At 43.7% G+C, this 15,864-nt stretch carries 16 protein-coding genes; 15 read left to right on the plus strand and 1 reads right to left on the minus strand.

The features are described from left to right. Nucleotides 1–30 precede the first annotated feature (30 nt). A complete protein-coding gene (locus SM123_RS01215) occupies nucleotides 31–1,062 on the minus strand; it encodes a S66 family peptidase (RefSeq protein ID WP_320909633.1) in 1,032 nt (343 codons plus the stop codon). A 375-nt stretch (nucleotides 1,063–1,437) separates the two neighbouring features. Here SM123_RS01215 and SM123_RS01220 point away from each other — a divergent pair, with 375 nt between their 5' ends. The 15 genes from SM123_RS01220 (at nucleotide 1,438) to nrdG (ending at nucleotide 15,762) form a co-directional block, all read left to right on the plus strand. Further along, complete coding sequence (locus tag SM123_RS01220) at nucleotides 1,438–2,706, plus strand: competence/damage-inducible protein A (protein ID WP_320909634.1); 1,269 nt, start codon at nucleotides 1,438–1,440, stop codon at nucleotides 2,704–2,706. A 120-nt stretch (nucleotides 2,707–2,826) separates the two neighbouring features. Further along, nucleotides 2,827–3,972, plus strand: a complete 1,146-nt coding sequence (gene recA, locus SM123_RS01225; protein WP_003002082.1) for a recombinase RecA — start codon at nucleotides 2,827–2,829, stop codon at nucleotides 3,970–3,972. Nucleotides 3,973–4,059: 87 nt separating this feature from the next. Continuing rightward, the gene (gene spx, locus SM123_RS01230) at nucleotides 4,060–4,458 is read left to right on the plus strand and encodes a transcriptional regulator Spx (RefSeq protein ID WP_003009108.1); all 399 of its coding nucleotides are present in this window, start codon (nucleotides 4,060–4,062) and stop codon (nucleotides 4,456–4,458) included. A gap of 136 nt (nucleotides 4,459–4,594) precedes the next feature. Then, nucleotides 4,595–5,191 carry an SP0191 family lipoprotein gene (locus tag SM123_RS01235; RefSeq protein ID WP_201087716.1) on the plus strand — a complete coding sequence of 199 codons (597 nt, stop codon included), beginning with the start codon at nucleotides 4,595–4,597 and terminating at the stop codon, nucleotides 5,189–5,191. 124 nt (nucleotides 5,192–5,315) lie between these two features. Then, a complete protein-coding gene (locus tag SM123_RS01240) occupies nucleotides 5,316–5,582 on the plus strand; it encodes an IreB family regulatory phosphoprotein (RefSeq protein ID WP_003002070.1) in 267 nt (88 codons plus the stop codon). Then, nucleotides 5,582–6,001, plus strand: coding sequence for a Holliday junction resolvase RuvX (gene ruvX, locus SM123_RS01245; protein ID WP_023919889.1), 420 nt, complete (start codon nucleotides 5,582–5,584; stop codon nucleotides 5,999–6,001). The genes SM123_RS01240 and ruvX overlap by 1 nt, the downstream gene beginning before the upstream one ends. Before the next feature lie 22 nt (nucleotides 6,002–6,023). Further along, nucleotides 6,024–6,329, plus strand: a complete 306-nt coding sequence (locus SM123_RS01250; protein WP_003001941.1) for a DUF1292 domain-containing protein — start codon at nucleotides 6,024–6,026, stop codon at nucleotides 6,327–6,329. 258 nt (nucleotides 6,330–6,587) lie between these two features. Continuing rightward, entirely contained in the window at nucleotides 6,588–7,820 is a 1,233-nt protein-coding gene (locus tag SM123_RS01255; protein WP_320909635.1) for a bifunctional folylpolyglutamate synthase/dihydrofolate synthase, read from the plus strand. Nucleotides 7,821–7,896: 76 nt separating this feature from the next. Beyond that, nucleotides 7,897–8,307: an SP_0198 family lipoprotein gene (locus SM123_RS01260; protein WP_320909636.1), complete on the plus strand. Its 411-nt coding sequence runs from the start codon at nucleotides 7,897–7,899 to the stop codon at nucleotides 8,305–8,307. A gap of 276 nt (nucleotides 8,308–8,583) precedes the next feature. Next, nucleotides 8,584–10,119, plus strand: coding sequence for a cardiolipin synthase (gene cls / locus SM123_RS01265; protein ID WP_320909637.1), 1,536 nt, complete (start codon nucleotides 8,584–8,586; stop codon nucleotides 10,117–10,119). A gap of 171 nt (nucleotides 10,120–10,290) precedes the next feature. Continuing rightward, nucleotides 10,291–12,129, plus strand: a complete 1,839-nt coding sequence (locus tag SM123_RS01270) for a glycosyltransferase family protein (protein WP_320909638.1) — start codon at nucleotides 10,291–10,293, stop codon at nucleotides 12,127–12,129. Nucleotides 12,130–12,251: 122 nt separating this feature from the next. Further along, complete coding sequence (nrdD, locus tag SM123_RS01275; protein ID WP_320909988.1) at nucleotides 12,252–14,462, plus strand: anaerobic ribonucleoside-triphosphate reductase; 2,211 nt, start codon at nucleotides 12,252–12,254, stop codon at nucleotides 14,460–14,462. An 11-nt stretch (nucleotides 14,463–14,473) separates the two neighbouring features. Beyond that, entirely contained in the window at nucleotides 14,474–14,614 is a 141-nt protein-coding gene (locus SM123_RS01280; RefSeq protein ID WP_148130199.1) for a hypothetical protein, read from the plus strand. 37 nt (nucleotides 14,615–14,651) lie between these two features. Beyond that, on the plus strand, nucleotides 14,652–15,152 hold the full coding sequence (locus tag SM123_RS01285) for a GNAT family N-acetyltransferase (protein ID WP_045760019.1): 501 nt from the start codon (nucleotides 14,652–14,654) through the stop codon (nucleotides 15,150–15,152). A 4-nt stretch (nucleotides 15,153–15,156) separates the two neighbouring features. Next, entirely contained in the window at nucleotides 15,157–15,762 is a 606-nt protein-coding gene (nrdG, locus tag SM123_RS01290; RefSeq protein ID WP_045760018.1) for an anaerobic ribonucleoside-triphosphate reductase activating protein, read from the plus strand. Nucleotides 15,763–15,864: the final 102 nt, after the last annotated feature.

The following is a 15,864-nucleotide window of genomic DNA, read 5'->3' on the forward strand; positions in this document are numbered from 1 at the left end:
AGAAAAAAAGCTGAGAAATTCTTCCCAGCTTTATTTGTTATAGTCGAAGTGGATGACTTGCTCCGTTGCATCTACATACGCGTGGACTCCAAAGGGGACAATTGCTCTTGGAGTTGCATGGCCGACATTCAGATTATAGACAATCGGGATATTGCTATCGATGATATCCAAAAGTGCTTCTTTATAGTCGTCATAGAAAGTTTCATCCATAGGTTTTCCGACCAAGAGTCCACTGATGACCTCGAATATACCAGTTTCCTTTAAAGTCCTCAACATCTTTTTGAAGTCTTCAGGATTGGGCTTTTCTTGGCTGGTTTCTAGCAAGAGGATTTTTCCTTCCCAGTCGGATAAGTCAGGGAAGAGTCTGTACTTTTGGCAGAGTTCTGTACTGTCTACATATCGAGAGTTGTCAAAGATATCGTAGAGGGATTCGAGGCAACCACCGAGGATTTTTCCCTCGAACTGGGCAGTTCCTTGTAACAAGTCAAAACCTGTATTTGCATGGCTGACACGAGGTGTTCCCAGAGACTTGGGACTAAAATCAGTCCGTTCCTCGTACCAAACGTTACTAGGGCGAATTTCTGAGATTTTTCCAGTCTCAATCAATTCTTTAAAGTAGTGGCGGCTATATGGCAACATTTCTTTGTCTAACTCACAAATGTCTGCTAAAAAGGATTGCCCGTAAAAAGTCTTGATTCCTAGTTTATGCAACATGAGATGGTTCATAGTCGTATCCGAGAAGCCAAGAAAAATCTTTTGTTTGATGACCTTTTGTAGTTGGTCATTTTCAAAAAGATAAGGTAGCAAGCGATAGGTATCGTTTCCACCGATGGCACATAGGATCATGTCGATACTATCATCAGAAAATGCCTGAATCAAATCCTCCGCACGAGCTTCGGGATGTTCTTTGATAAAGTCTAAGCCTTTTAGTGAATGAGGTAAAAAGATAGGACTGAGTCCTAGGTCCTTGAGTCGTTGGACCCCCAAGTCCACTTCGTGCTTGACAAAGTCTTCACCCATAGTCCCACTAGATAAACTTATAATACCAATAGTAGAAGCCATATATTAACCTCCTAGAAAAAATTGATGCTATTGTATCACAAAAGATGAGGGGAAACAACAAGAATTAGAGCCACAAGAAGACATTTAGATCAAGAAAGTAGTAAAAAAGCAACCACTCGATATGGTTTCTTCAGAACATAGATAAGCTCTATCAACAATAGAAAATAGCCCTTTTAGAAGTTGATCGCCACATAGTTAAAAGTCTTAGGCATGCTGATGTAATGGTATTTCTAAGAGCCTTTACTTTATACTCTAAAATAAAAGATTGAAGAAAGTTGTCCAAAATGGACTTTATCTTCAATTTGATTTTTAAATAATTTAGGAAATTGTGTTAAAATGAAATGAAAATTACGAATAGTATAAGTAGGAGGCACCATGAAGGCGGAAATTATTGCAGTTGGAACAGAAATTCTAACAGGACAAATTGTGAACACCAATGCTCAATTCTTGTCTGAAAAATTGGCTAGTTTAGGGATTGATGTCTATTATCATGTGGCGGTAGGAGACAATGAAGGTCGTCTCTTCTCGACCATTGAGACAGCTTCAAAACGCAGTGATTTGGTGATTTTATGTGGTGGACTTGGGCCAACAGAGGATGATTTGACCAAGCAAACCCTTGCTAAGTTTTTAGGGAAAGAACTGGTTTTTGATCCAACAGCGCTTGCCAAACTCGACACCTTCTTTGCCAGTCGCCCTGATTATGTCCGGACGCCCAATAATGAGCGGCAAGCACAATTGATTGCCGGTTCAATCCCCCTTCAAAACCGTACAGGTCTCGCGGTTGGAGGTTTGATTGAAGTCGACGGTGTGACCTATGTCGTTCTACCTGGTCCACCAAGTGAGTTAAAACCCATGGTCAATGAACAATTGGTGCCTCATTTGACAACAGGGGAACAGCTCTTTTCAAGAGTCTTGCGCTTCTTTGGAATTGGGGAAAGCCAGCTGGTTACGATCCTAGCAGATATCATTGAAGAGCAGAGTGATCCGACAGTTGCCCCTTATGCCAAGACAGGAGAAGTAACCTTGCGTCTATCTACAAAGGCGAAGGATCAAGCCTCAGCGGATGCGAAGCTCGATGTCTTAGAAAAGGAAATCTTATCCCGTCATACGCTGGATCATCAACCCTTGCATGAACTGTTTTACGGTTATGGGGATGATAATTCGATGGCCAAGGTGGCCTTTGATCTCTTGAAACGGACTGGTAAGACCATTACAGCTGCAGAAAGCCTGACAGCTGGCCTTTTCCAAGCGACTTTGGCAGATTTTTCAGGTGCGTCCAGCATCTTCGCAGGTGGTTTTGTCACCTATAGTCTGGAAGAAAAAAGCAAGATGTTGTCTATTCCAGCTCAAGAGTTAGAGCAACATGGAGTGGTGTCTCATTTTACAGCTCAAGCCATGGCTTCACAGGCCCGTAAGTTAACAGGATCCGATTATGGTGTTAGCCTGACCGGAGTTGCGGGGCCAGATAGTCTAGAAGGGCATCCAGCAGGGACTGTCTTTATCGGACTTGCGACTCCAAATGGAGTAGATAGTGTCCAAGTCAATATCGCCGGACGTAGCCGGGCGGATGTCCGCGAAATTGCAGTCCTTCATGCCTTTAATTTGGTACGCTTGGCTGTATTAAATGGTGAAAATTTGGTATAATGAAGCTTGTGCCAAATGAAGAATAATTCTAAAAATGGATAGGAAATGTGCCTTTCAAATGACGGAAAGCGTCGGTGAGTTGCATGCATTTCCTGTATAGCAAAAACATAGGAGAAAAGAATGGCGAAAAAACAGAAAAAATTAGATGACATCTCTAAGAAATTTGGAGATGAGCGTGAAAAAGCGCTCAATGATGCCCTGAAGTTGATCGAAAAGGATTTTGGTAAGGGATCAATCATGCGTTTAGGCGAACGTGCAGAGCAAAAAGTTCAAGTCATGAGCTCTGGTTCCTTGGCGCTTGATATTGCCTTGGGTGCTGGTGGTTATCCAAAAGGTCGGATCATCGAAATCTATGGTCCAGAATCATCTGGTAAAACAACCGTTGCCCTCCATGCAGTAGCCCAAGCACAGAAAGAAGGGGGCATTGCTGCCTTTATCGATGCCGAGCATGCCTTGGATCCATCTTATGCAGCAGCTCTTGGGGTCAATATCGACGAACTTCTCTTGTCTCAACCAGACTCAGGGGAACAAGGACTTGAAATTGCTGGTAAATTGATCGACTCTGGTGCGGTTGATTTGGTGGTTGTCGACTCTGTTGCGGCCTTGGTACCACGTGCGGAAATCGATGGAGATATCGGGGATAGCCACGTTGGTTTGCAAGCGCGGATGATGAGCCAAGCGATGCGTAAACTCGGAGCTTCGATCAATAAGACCAAGACCATTGCCATCTTTATCAACCAATTGCGTGAAAAAGTTGGGGTCATGTTTGGGAACCCTGAAACCACACCTGGTGGTCGTGCCCTGAAATTCTACGCTTCTGTCCGTCTAGATGTTCGTGGAAATACTCAAATCAAGGGGACTGGGGACCAAAAAGATACCAACGTTGGTAAGGAAACCAAGATCAAGGTTGTGAAGAACAAGGTAGCTCCACCGTTCAAAGAAGCCATGGTCGAAATCATGTACGGGGAAGGAATTTCACGTACAGGTGAATTGGTGAAGATTGCAACAGATTTGGATATCATCCAAAAAGCGGGTGCGTGGTACTCCTATAATGGCGAAAAAATTGGTCAAGGATCTGAAAATGCTAAGAAATTCTTGGCTGACCACCCAGAAATTTTTGACGAAATCGACCACAAGGTTCGGGTTCATTTTGGTTTGATCGAAGAAGACGAAGCAGTGAAAACCCTTGATAAAACTGAAGAAGCAGCTCCTGTCGTAGAAGAAGTAACTCTAGATTTAGATGATGCGATTGAAATTGAAGATTAATTTTTTTCAAAATAGGTCGCTAGACTGATGGTTTTTGTGTTATAATTTAATACGATAGTATTATCGTGTAGCGAAAGGAGTGCATGCATGATTAAAATTTATACAGTGTCAAGTTGCACCAGCTGTAAAAAAGCAAAGACTTGGCTCAACGCTCATCAGCTAACTTATAAAGAACAAAACCTCGGTAAGGAAGGGATCACCAAAGAAGAATTGTTGGATATCCTTACAAAGACTGAAAATGGAGTGGCAAGTATTGTCTCTTCAAAAAATCGATACGCTAAAAATCTAGGAGTGGACATCGAAGACTTGAGTGTCAATGAAGTCATTGACATCATCATGGAAACACCTCGTATTCTTAAAAGTCCGATCTTGGTAGATGACAAACGTCTCCAAGTAGGCTACAAAGAAGACGATATTCGTGCCTTCTTGCCACGATCAGTTCGAAATGTAGAAAATGCAGAAGCGCGGATGCGTGCAGCTCTTTAAAGCGATTGAAAATCAGAAACAATTTGTTTCTGATTTTTTTCTTTTTAAAAATCGGAATGAAAAGCAGTTTACTGCGCCATTTTACGAAATCTATGATACAATATTTTAGAAAACAATAACTAGTAAGGAATGGAAAATGAAAAGGAAAATCTTCTTATTGGGTGCACTTGCCTTGTGTTTGACTGGATGCGGTCAAAAAAAACAAGCGAAAACGCCAAATTCAAGTGAACAAAAGGCAATCCAAGCAAAAGCAGAGCAACTGCAAAAGGATAATAAGAGTATCCTGCAAAAAGCTGAAGAAAATAAAGTCATCACTAGAACCTTTGTCTTTCCAAAAGATGACAAGGGGACACAACAGACGCAAATCGTCACCTATGTGGGGAATACCTTTAAAAAGTTGGAGACCATCAATGTGACGGCAACCGATGAGGAGTTGAAAAAAGGGATCCAACAGGTTGGAGTCGAGGAAGCACAAAAGCAATTGAGAGAATCCTTTAACAAGGACGATGCCTTCAAGGAAGCTTTGACAGTGCCAGGTTTCACAGCTAATTTGACCTTGGAAAATGAGAATGAATACAAGGTAACCATCACCTATGACTTTGAAGCGATGGATGTGAAGAAAGCCGAAGGCATGACTTACTTCAAAAACAATCACTTACCGGAGTTGTTGAAGCTGACACCGAGTCAATTTGCGGACAACCTCATCAATGCTGGAGCGAGTGAGCAAAAATAAAAAAACAGTTTAGCTAAAATAGCTCAAAAATGCTTGAAAAAGCCGTAAAATCAAGGGCTTGGCCGTTGTGGAAAACTCTTAATTATGGTATAATAGTAATATTCTAAGGAAAGAGGGTGTTCTTGTGGGATTTACAGATGAAACAGTACGTTTTAATCTTGATGATTCAAATCGTAAGGAAATTAGCGAGACCTTGAAAGATGTTTACTTGTCACTGGATGAAAAAGGCTACAATCCAATTAATCAAATCGTAGGATACGTACTCAGTGGTGATCCTGCCTATGTACCTCGTTATAATAATGCACGGAACCAAATTCGTAAATATGAACGAGATGAGATCGTGGAAGAATTGGTACGTTATTATTTGAAAGGGCAAGGAATAGACCTCTAATGAGAATTATGGGATTGGATGTTGGCTCAAAGACCGTCGGGGTTGCTGTGAGTGATCCTCTCGGTTTTACAGCTCAGGGTCTTGAAATCATCCAAATCGATGAAGACAAAAAAGAATTCGGTTTGGAGCGCTTGGCCGAATTAGTGGCTCAATACAAGGTAGACCGTTTTGTTGTGGGCTTGCCGAAAAACATGAACAACACAAGCGGACCGCGTGTGGAAGCCAGTCAGGCTTATGGCGCAATGATTGCTGAAAAGTTTGGGTTGCCAGTCGACTACCAAGATGAACGGTTGACAACAGTTGCTGCAGAGCGGATGTTGATTGAGCAAGCAGATATTAGCCGTAGCAAACGTAAAAAAGTTATTGATAAGTTAGCAGCGCAGCTTATTTTACAAAATTATTTAGATCGCAATTTTTAGAAAGAAAACGAGGAAGAATAGTATGGCACATGATCATAACCACGACCATGAAGAACGTGAATTAATCACATTGGTGGATGAACAAGGAAATGAAACCTTGTTTGAAATTCTTTTGACCATCGATGGCAAAGAAGAGTTTGGAAAGAACTATGTCCTTTTGATCCCTGCAAATGCAGAAGAAGATGAAAACGGCGAAGTTGAAATCCAAGCTTATTCATTTACAGAAAACGAAGACGGAACAGAAGGCGACCTTCAACCAATCCCAGAAGACTCAGATGCAGAATGGGATATGATCGAAGAAGTCTTCAACAGCTTTATGGAGGAGTAAAAACGTCCGGGGGACGTTTTTAGCCCAGCTCCTTGAAATACGAGAGAGCTGGTAAGTCTGGGAGACTGTATCACCTCAACTCCTAGAAACTAGAAAGAGTTGAAACATCCGGTGGATGTTTTTAGCCCTGCTTTAAGAAATATGAAAAAGCAGTAAGTCCGATGGACTTGCTGTAAAAATGCGAAAGAAATAACTACAAAAGAAAGGAGCGCAAACGTCAGAAGAGGTTTTGTCGCTTTTTTCTTTTAGGAGGAAGATGTGAATAAGATTGAGCAATGGATGAATAGTCGGATCGGTCTGAATTTTCGATCGGGACTGGATCGTATGGAGCAGGCAGTGAGCCTTTTAGGGAGGCCGGATAAGGCATATCCGATCCTTCATGTGACAGGAACCAATGGGAAGGGATCCACAATCGCCTTTCTGCGTCAATTATTGATGGCTCACGGAAAGAAAGTTGGGACCTTTACTTCTCCTCATATGATCAGTATCCATGACCGGATTTGTATTGGGGATCGGCCGATTTCAGATGAAGATTTTACTCGGATTGGCCAAGAAGTCCAACAAATGGAGCAGACCTTACTTCAAACCCAAGACCAACTCTCTTATTTTGAGATTATCTGCCTCATGGCCCTCTTGTATTTTAAGGAACAAGCTGTGGACATGGTCTTATTGGAAGTTGGTATCGGTGGGCTTCTAGATACCACTAATGTAGTGACGGGAGAGATCGCAGTGATCACTTCGGTTGGCCTGGATCACCAGGAAACACTGGGAGGGACGATTGCGGAAATCGCCCAGCAAAAGGCAGGAATCTTTAAGAAGGGCAAGAAAGCTGTGGTGGGTCCCTTATCGGATGATGCTATAGCTGTTTGTCAAGAAAAAGCGGAGCAATTGGCTGTGGGTCTCCACGCCTTCCAGAAAGATTTTGGCATAGAGCAGGATCGCTTTTGGAATGAAAGCGTGGAACTTGTCTTGCCGTCTCTAAGCTTGAAGGGTGATTACCAACGGGAAAATGCTGCAGTAGCTCTGGAGGCCTTTTTCCTCTATATGGAGGGCCTAGATCAAGAAGTGGATATGGAGCAGGTCAAGCACGCCTTGCAAGAAACGCGGTGGCCGGGACGTCTAGAGTTGTTTGGTGACCAGGTGTATCTGGATGGCGCTCATAATCCTCATGCTATGTCGCGCTTGATCGAGTTTGCCAATAGCTTAGCAGGAAAGCGCGTGAAGATTTTATTTGGGGCCCTCAAGCGAAAAGATTATAGCGGGATGCTCCAAACGCTTCAAGCGGGATTGCCGGAAGCTGAATTGATTTTGACGACCTTTCATTACGGTGAAGTGGTGGCACAAGGCGACCGACAAGACCTGCCCTATGTAGCGGACTACAAGGCCTATATCAAAGAATTTATGGATCAGAGTTCCCCAGATGAAGTCTTATTTGTCACAGGATCCTTGTATTTTATTGCGGAAGTAAGGGCATTTTTATTAGAGGGGTAAACAATTGACCTAAAGACTTTCTTGGCGTATACTGGTGGTAGATAGTATACGGTTATGGCGAAAGGAGCCGATCTTAATGAAAAAAATCATGTCTATAATGACCTTGGCAGCAGCCCTTTTCCTGACTGCTTGTAGCCAGCAAGAAAAAGCGCCAAAAGCCTCAAGTAGCGCTAGCTCACATTCATCTGAGACAGTGGCTTCGACCAGTGAAAAGTCAGAGCAAGGGGTGTCCATAGATGGAAGCTATCGAGGACAGGACGAGGAAAATACGATTCTCTTAGTTGTGACGGGGCGAAAAGGCACGTTTACGGTACAAGATGCTGATGGAGAAGAAGAGACCAAAGAGGTCAGCATTGATCCGGTCAATCAATCCATGCGTATCGGGGATGAGCCTTATCGCTATCGGATCGAAGGAGATCAGTTGTCGCTAGAAGACCTAGAGCAAGCAGAGGATGATCAAGGGATTATCGTTTTGACCAAGCAATAAGGGACGAAACAAGAGAGAGTGGGACAGAAATCGGTAATTCGTTAGAATTCGATTTCGTCGTCCCACCTCCGCACAGTTGAGTAGGGCTGTAAAAGCTGATGAAATCAGCGTAGTAGAGCCCACTCAACCACTGCGTCTTGCTCGACAATCCAAAAATAATTGAGAGGCTAGGACTTCTGTCCCACTCTCTTTTTGTTTGTCTAGAAGGGGTTTGGTTGGTCGTTGCATCGGGTAAAAAGAATTGGTATACTAGTAGAAAGAAAAAAGGAGGATGCTGTGACCTTTCGAAAATTACGTCTATTAATGACCAAATATGGATTTAGTATTTTGTTTATGGGCTTTGAACTTTGGGCATCCTTTGCGGCCTTCTTCTGGCTTAATAGATGGTTCCCTCATTGGCTATCTGTTGCAGTCATTGGGCTCTTATATGTGTCGACAATCTTAGCTATTGTTAATCGAAATACCCCGCCTGAAAATAAGGTGACCTGGCTCTTGATTGCCGTCATTCCTGTCTTTGGATCGCTTTTATACCTCATGTTTGGAGAGCGGCGTTTGTCCAAAAAGGAAATGATCCAGCTGAAAAATATGGAGTCCATGAAGTTTCGAGAGGACAATAGTCATCAGTTGCGTAAGGAGCTCAAGCAAGAAAGCAAAGCGGTTTATGGCTTGGTCAAGTCGATTTTATCCATGGACCACAATGCGGATCTCTACAATGGGACAGCATCGACCTTTTACCCTCTAGGGGAGTCTATGTATGAGCAACTACTAGAGGATCTGAGAGCGGCGAAAAAATTTATCTTCATCGAGTTTTACATTATTGAAGAGGGCTTGATGTGGAATAGTATCCTAGAGATTCTAGAGCAGAAAGTGAAAGAGGGGGTTGAAGTCAAACTCCTTTATGACGATATCGGCTGTATGGCAACCTTGGCTGGGAACTATACCAAACGATTGCGAAAGATGGGGATTGATGCCCATAAGTTTAACAAGGTGATCCCCCGTCTAACAGTGGCATATAACAACCGAGACCACCGAAAGATTCTGGTCATTGATGGGCAGATCGGCTATACGGGTGGGGTCAATCTGGCAGACGAGTACATCAACCACATTGAGCGGTTTGGTCACTGGAAGGACAGTGCCATCCGCTTGGATGGACGGGCTGTTAAGGCCTTAACGCGACTCTTCCTCATGAACTGGTACATCAACCGTGGGGAAATCGAGGATTTTGACCGCTACCATATTGAAAACAAGGCTGTCGAAGGCGAAGGGCTCTACATTCCCTATGGGAGTGGACCAAAGCCAATTTACAAGTCGCAGGTCGGAAAGACGGTCTATCAAAATATGATCAACCTGGCGACGGATTACGTCTATATCACGACTCCTTACTTGATCATCGATTATGATTTGACAGAGGATATCCGCAATGCGGCCCTTCGTGGGGTGGATGTTCGCATCGTGACTCCGCATATTCCAGATAAAAAATTGATCCAAATCGTTACGCGTGGGGCTTATTTAGATTTGATGGATGCAGGAGTGAAGATCTATGAGTACACACCTGGTTTTGTCCACAGCAAGCAAGTCCTAGCAGATGATGAAATGGCGGTTGTGGGATCGATTAACTTTGACTACCGCAGTCTGGTCCATCACTATGAAAATGCGGTTTGGATGTATCGGACGCCTGCTCTGAAAGAGATTCGGGCGGATTTTGACAACATCTTTGAAGTATCCCAAGAAATCACTGAAGATACCTTCCGCTTTACATGGCACCAAAGCTTAATCAAGGAAATTATGCAATTGTTCGCACCGATGTTGTAATAGGTGTGAGCATACAGAAGAAAGAGTCAGAAGCTGAGAGATCTGACTCTTTTTCCATAGGACTATGTGGCAAGAGGCTGACATGGTCGGCAGAATTTGGTATACTAGAGAAGATAATGGGCTTTTTTCTAAAAGGAAAGAGCAGAGGAACATGGAAGAAAAGGAAAAAGAATGAGCGAAAAAGAGCAAGAAATGACTTCGAAAAAGTTAGGGCTTCATGTGGGAGACAGTTTTCAGGATACACGTGAAATTCGCGAAGTGCTAGATAAATCAGTCTTTCGTGAAGAAGAGCCGACTCATAGCCAGCAGACAGAAGTCTTGGAGGAGCCGGTTGCAATGGAGGCATCAGAGGAAATTAGTGATGCCAAGCCAGAAGCAGTAGCAGAACCTACACAAGAATTGGAACAAGAAGCGGAGCAACCGCTCAGTCGGATGAGTCGTCGTTCACGTAAGGCGGGAGTTGAAGCGACAAAAGCGGAAGCATCTAAGGTAGAAGAGGATACGGAAGAGCTAGAAGCGGATGTGGCAGTTGAGCCGATCCGTCGTCAATCCAAGCGTCCAGTGCCCCTAGCGATTCCTTTTGTGTTGAGTCTCTTAATTAGTTTGCTGCATGTCGGGGTGCCATTTTTAACCCGTTTTGCAACCAATCAACAATCTCAAAACTTGTATGCTGGCTGGGCAATGACCAAGGGTCAAGTGCCGTTTGGTGATTTTTACGGAACCAATGGTCTCCTCTATTATGCGATCAACTGGTTGGGAAGTTTAGCGGGTGGACATTGGATCTTGATGATCCTCCAAGCGATTGCCCTCTTCTTTGCGGGTACTTATCTCTATCGTGTTGTGCGCCTGTTGGTGTCTGATAAAGATACAGCCAAGAATGTCCAGTTACTCTTTTATTTCTTGGTGTTAGGCCTTGGTTTTGGAGGGACTTATGTGACCTTCTTTAGCCTTCCAATCCTATTTGCCAGCATGAATTTCATTTTGGCTTATCTGATTGGGCATCGTAAGGACGAAGGCTTTATCCTTTACGGTGCGATTGCGGCCGTGGCTTTCTTGATTGATCCGATGACCAGTGCCCTGTTTTATTTATTGGCCTTCCTTGGTTTAACAGCCTTTAATATCAAGCAGAAGAGATGGGCGCGTGGTTTTTATCAACTGTTGGCAGCTCTCCTTGGTTTTTCACTCGTCTTTTATCCAATTGGCTATATCACCGTTTTGAATCAGACTTTTGGTTATGCCATTAACCAAGTGACCTATGTCTTTAATGCCTTGAATTTCACCAATGGACAGACCTTCAGTAACGTCATTTATTACGGACTGTTGGCGCTCGCCTTTGGTCTGGTCTCTGCCTTCTTGATGTCCTTTACGAAGCAAAATAGCAGTGCTCGCCGGATCTTCCGCTTTATGGGATGGGCAGGTAGCCTGGTAGTCCTCATCGTGTCTATTGGTCTTCCTGAACAGGGAGCTTACCAATTGTTACCGATGTTGCCATTTGTTCTTCCTTTGTTTGCGATCTGGTTCTCACGAGATGGGGAAGAAAACGACGGGATCGAACGTCGTGGTCGGAAGAAGAAAAACAAGGAAGTTTGGGCCGCTTACTTTACGAGCCAAGTTTTCTTACCGCTAGTAGCCCTCGTCTATCTCTTGGCGAATCCAGTGGTTCAAGATGTCGTGCTTCAGTCTGGTCAATCGAGTGAACGGAGTGCTATTGCCAGCTACATTAAAAATCACACCAAGTCGAAAGATACCATCTATGCTTGGGATGCGACAGCTACTCTCTATCAAGAAAGCGATCGTTTGGCAGCTTCTGCCTTATTGACCCCAACTTCTTATCTAGGGATTAATGAAAATCGGACCAATGTGATCCAACAAATCGATCGGTCTGAACCTAAGTATATTGTGGTCAACAATCAGGTGGAGTTGACCTCTAAAATGAAAGACTTGCTCAAAGAAAATTATCGTCTCGTTGAGAAGAAATACCGTCATTTCAAACTCTATCAACGCTCTTAATAAAATCAATATCTTGTGTTTTAGAAAGTTTTTTAGAATTTTCACCACAAGATATTGATTTTTATTTTTGGAGTGGTATAATACAACTTGTATGTAAATAAATGAAGAGAGGCATGTTTGGTATGATCACCTTGAGAGAAGAAAAACTGAGAATGGCCCCGGATATTTTTGTTGAAAAACGAGATGGCCGCCGTGTTCAATTCGATGTTGAAAAAATTTATAAAGCCTTGTTGAAGGCGACAGAAGAAGTGACTTCTCTCACTCCAGTGATGGAAGCCAAACTAGAAGCTATTGTCGATCGTGTGATCGCAGAGATCTTGGAACGTTTTCCAAATGGCGTGAAGATCTATGAGATCCAAAATGTTGTCGAACATGAATTGCTTCAAGCCAATGAATATGCGATTGCTGAGAGCTACATTACTTATCGGACTCAGCGGGATTTTGAGCGCTCAAAAGCGACAGATATCAACTTTACGATTGGAAAACTCCTCAACAAGGACCAAGCGGTTGTCAATGAAAATGCCAATAAGGACAGCGATGTCTTTAATACGCAACGGGACTTGACGGCAGGGATTGTTGGTAAGTCTATTGGTCTCAAAATGTTGCCCAAACACGTAGCCAATGCCCATCAAAAAGGGGATATTCACTACCATGATTTGGACTATAGTCCTTATACACCGATGACTAACTGCTGTTTGATCGATTTTGAGGGCATGCTCAGAAATGGCTTTAAGATTGGGAATGCAGAAGTAGAAAGTCCTAAATCCATCCAAACTGCAACGGCACAAATCTCGCAGATTATTGCCAATGTAGCTTCTAGTCAGTACGGGGGCTGTTCAGCTGACCGGATCGATGAGGTCCTGGCCCCTTATGCAGAAAAGAACTACCAAAAACACTTGGCAGATGCCAAAGAGTGGGTGCTTCCTGAAAAGCAAGAGGACTATGCTTGGAGCAAGACTCAAAAAGATATCTATGATGCCATGCAATCGCTGGAATATGAGATCAATACCCTCTTTACCTCGAACGGACAAACTCCCTTTACTTCGCTTGGTTTTGGTCTTGGAACCAATCGCTTCGAGCGGGAAATCCAAAAGGCGATTTTGGAAATTAGAATCAAGGGACTTGGATCGGAACATCGGACAGCGATCTTTCCAAAACTGATCTTTACCCTCAAGCGGGGGCTCAACCTAGAACCTGGAACCCCTAACTATGATATCAAGCAATTGGCCTTGGAATGTGCAACGAAGCGTATGTATCCAGACGTTTTGTCTTATGACAAGATTGTCGAGTTGACAGGCTCTTTCAAGGTGCCGATGGGATGTCGTTCTTTCCTTCAAGGTTGGAAGGATGAAAATGGTGTGGAAGTTAATTCTGGCCGGATGAATCTAGGGGTTGTGACAGTCAATTTACCTCGGATTGCCTTGGAATCGGGAGGAGACAAGGAGAAGTTCTGGCAAATCTTTAATGAACGGATGAACATCGCTGAAGATGCCTTGGTTTACCGGGTGGAACGCACCAAAGAAGCAACACCAGCCAATGCGCCGATTCTCTACCAATATGGGGCTTTCGGGAAACGCTTGGGCAAATATGACCAGGTAGATCAGCTCTTCCGTCATCGCAGAGCAACCGTTTCTCTTGGCTATATCGGACTCTATGAAGTCGCAACCGTCTTTTATGGTCCAAATTGGGAACACAATCCAGAAGCCAAACAATTCACGATCGATATCATCAAGGATATGAAAGCGCGCGTGGAAGAATGGTCTGACCAGTATGATTACCACTTCTCTATCTATTCGACTCCGTCAGAAAGCTTGACAGACCGCTTCTGTCGCCTAGATACGGAGAAATTTGGTAAGGTTCGGGATATCACAGACAAGGAATACTACACCAATAGTTTCCACTACGATGTTCGTAAGAACCCAACGCCATTTGAGAAGTTGGATTTTGAAAAAGTTTATCCTGAAGCTGGAGCTTCTGGTGGCTTTATCCACTATTGTGAATACCCTGTGCTCCAACAAAATCCAAAAGCCCTTGAGGCGGTTTGGGATTATGCCTATGATCGGGTCGGTTATCTCGGAACCAATACGCCGATTGACCGTTGTTACAAGTGTGATTTTGAAGGAGATTTCACGCCGACTGAGCGCGGATTTGCTTGTCCAAACTGTGGCAATAGCGATCCGAAAACGGTTGATGTGGTCAAACGGACCTGTGGTTATCTAGGAAACCCGCAAGCTCGTCCCATGGTCAATGGCCGTCATAAGGAAATCGCTGCGCGGGTCAAACACATGAATGGATCTACTATCAAATCAGCTGGGCACCAAGTGACAGATTAGAAAAGGATATTATGGGAAAATACCAATTAGATGATAAGGGTAAGGCTCAGGTTCAACGATTCCACGAGAAGCATTCAAAGGGTGGAATCAATAAAAAAGACCAAGTAGCCAGCCTGAGAGAACAATTTTTAAATAAGAATAAGAAAAAGTGAGAGTTCGCTCTCGCTTTTCTCTTATGGGGAGGGAATGATGGAATTACGCAGACCGACTTTAGCAGATAAAGAAACTATTTTAAACATGATGGCAGAGTTCGAAGAGACCCGATCAGCGCACGACGGCGGCTTTTGGGATGCTGAGAACTTTGATTATGAGGAGTGGCTAGAAACTAACCTTAATAAAGAAATGGGAATAAATTTGCCTGAAAATCGCGTTCCATCAATTCAGTTCGTATTGTTTGATGAATCAGGTCATGCTTTAGGTTTTTTGAATCTACGGCTGAGACTAAATGAGGGATTGCTGAATTATGCTGGTCATATCGGTTATTCCATCCGCCCTTCTGAAAGAGGCAAGGGTTATGCCAAGGAGGCTCTCCGTCAAGGTCTGCAAGTAGCTAAAGAAAAGAACATCCATCGTGCTCTGGTGACTTGTAGCACGGACAATCCGGCCAGCCGAGCGGTTATCTTAGCCAATGGCGGTCAATTTGAAGATGTTCGAAATGGAACGGAGCGGTATTGGATAGAGGTGGAGTAGAAGGATGACATGGAATACACCAAAACCAGGCGAATGGAAGAGTGAGGAACTGAGTCAAGGGCGCATCATTGATTACAAGGCTTTTAACTTTGTCGATGGCGAAGGGGTGCGCAATTCCCTTTATGTGGCCGGGTGCATGTTTCACTGTGAGGGTTGTTACAATGTAGCGACCTGGTCTTTCAATGCAGGCATTCCCTATACCCAAGAGTTAGAAGAGCAGATCATGGAAGATCTGGCCCAACCCTATGTCCAAGGCTTAACCTTGCTAGGAGGAGAGCCATTTCTTAATACAGGTATTCTTTTACCCCTTGTAAAACGTATTCGGAAAGAATTGCCGGAAAAAGATATCTGGTCATGGACGGGCTACACTTGGGAAGAAATGATGCTAGAAACGCCTGATAAACTGGAGCTATTGTCGCTGATTGATATCCTGGTCGATGGACGGTATGATAAAAGCAAGCGCAACCTCATGTTGCAATTTCGTGGTTCTTCCAACCAGCGGATTATTGATGTTCAAAAATCATTGAAAGAAGGAAAGGTTGTCATCTGGGACAAGCTCAATGATGGCAAGGAAAGTTTTGAGCAAGTCAAGCGGGATGATCTTTTGTAGGATCTTCAAAAACCGGGTGTTTCACCCGGTTTTTTTGGATTCTCTGCATAAGTATACAAGGGATTTTGCTTGTTTTTGAAAACGCTTACTTTCCAAATGTCC

This window comes from Streptococcus sp. S5, assembly GCF_034134805.1.
In the GTDB taxonomy this organism is placed as follows: Bacteria; Bacillota; Bacilli; order Lactobacillales; family Streptococcaceae; genus Streptococcus; species Streptococcus lingualis.

Excerpts from the sequence above, each read along its gene's own strand:
- SM123_RS01215 (WP_320909633.1), bottom strand. The coding sequence starts at position 1,062 with ATGGCTTCTACTATTGGTATTATAAGTTTATCTAGTGGGACTATGGGT.
- SM123_RS01220 (WP_320909634.1), top strand. The coding sequence starts at position 1,438 with ATGAAGGCGGAAATTATTGCAGTTGGAACAGAAATTCTAACAGGACAA.
- recA (WP_003002082.1), top strand. The coding sequence starts at position 2,827 with ATGGCGAAAAAACAGAAAAAATTAGATGACATCTCTAAGAAATTTGGA.
- spx (WP_003009108.1), top strand. The coding sequence starts at position 4,060 with ATGATTAAAATTTATACAGTGTCAAGTTGCACCAGCTGTAAAAAAGCA.
- SM123_RS01235 (WP_201087716.1), top strand. The coding sequence starts at position 4,595 with ATGAAAAGGAAAATCTTCTTATTGGGTGCACTTGCCTTGTGTTTGACT.
- ruvX (WP_023919889.1), top strand. The coding sequence starts at position 5,582 with ATGAGAATTATGGGATTGGATGTTGGCTCAAAGACCGTCGGGGTTGCT.
- SM123_RS01250 (WP_003001941.1), top strand. The coding sequence starts at position 6,024 with ATGGCACATGATCATAACCACGACCATGAAGAACGTGAATTAATCACA.
- SM123_RS01260 (WP_320909636.1), top strand. The coding sequence starts at position 7,897 with ATGAAAAAAATCATGTCTATAATGACCTTGGCAGCAGCCCTTTTCCTG.
- SM123_RS01270 (WP_320909638.1), top strand. The coding sequence starts at position 10,291 with ATGAGCGAAAAAGAGCAAGAAATGACTTCGAAAAAGTTAGGGCTTCAT.
- nrdD (WP_320909988.1), top strand. The coding sequence starts at position 12,252 with ATGATCACCTTGAGAGAAGAAAAACTGAGAATGGCCCCGGATATTTTT.
- SM123_RS01280 (WP_148130199.1), top strand. The coding sequence starts at position 14,474 with ATGGGAAAATACCAATTAGATGATAAGGGTAAGGCTCAGGTTCAACGA.
- SM123_RS01285 (WP_045760019.1), top strand. The coding sequence starts at position 14,652 with ATGGAATTACGCAGACCGACTTTAGCAGATAAAGAAACTATTTTAAAC.
- nrdG (WP_045760018.1), top strand. The coding sequence starts at position 15,157 with ATGACATGGAATACACCAAAACCAGGCGAATGGAAGAGTGAGGAACTG.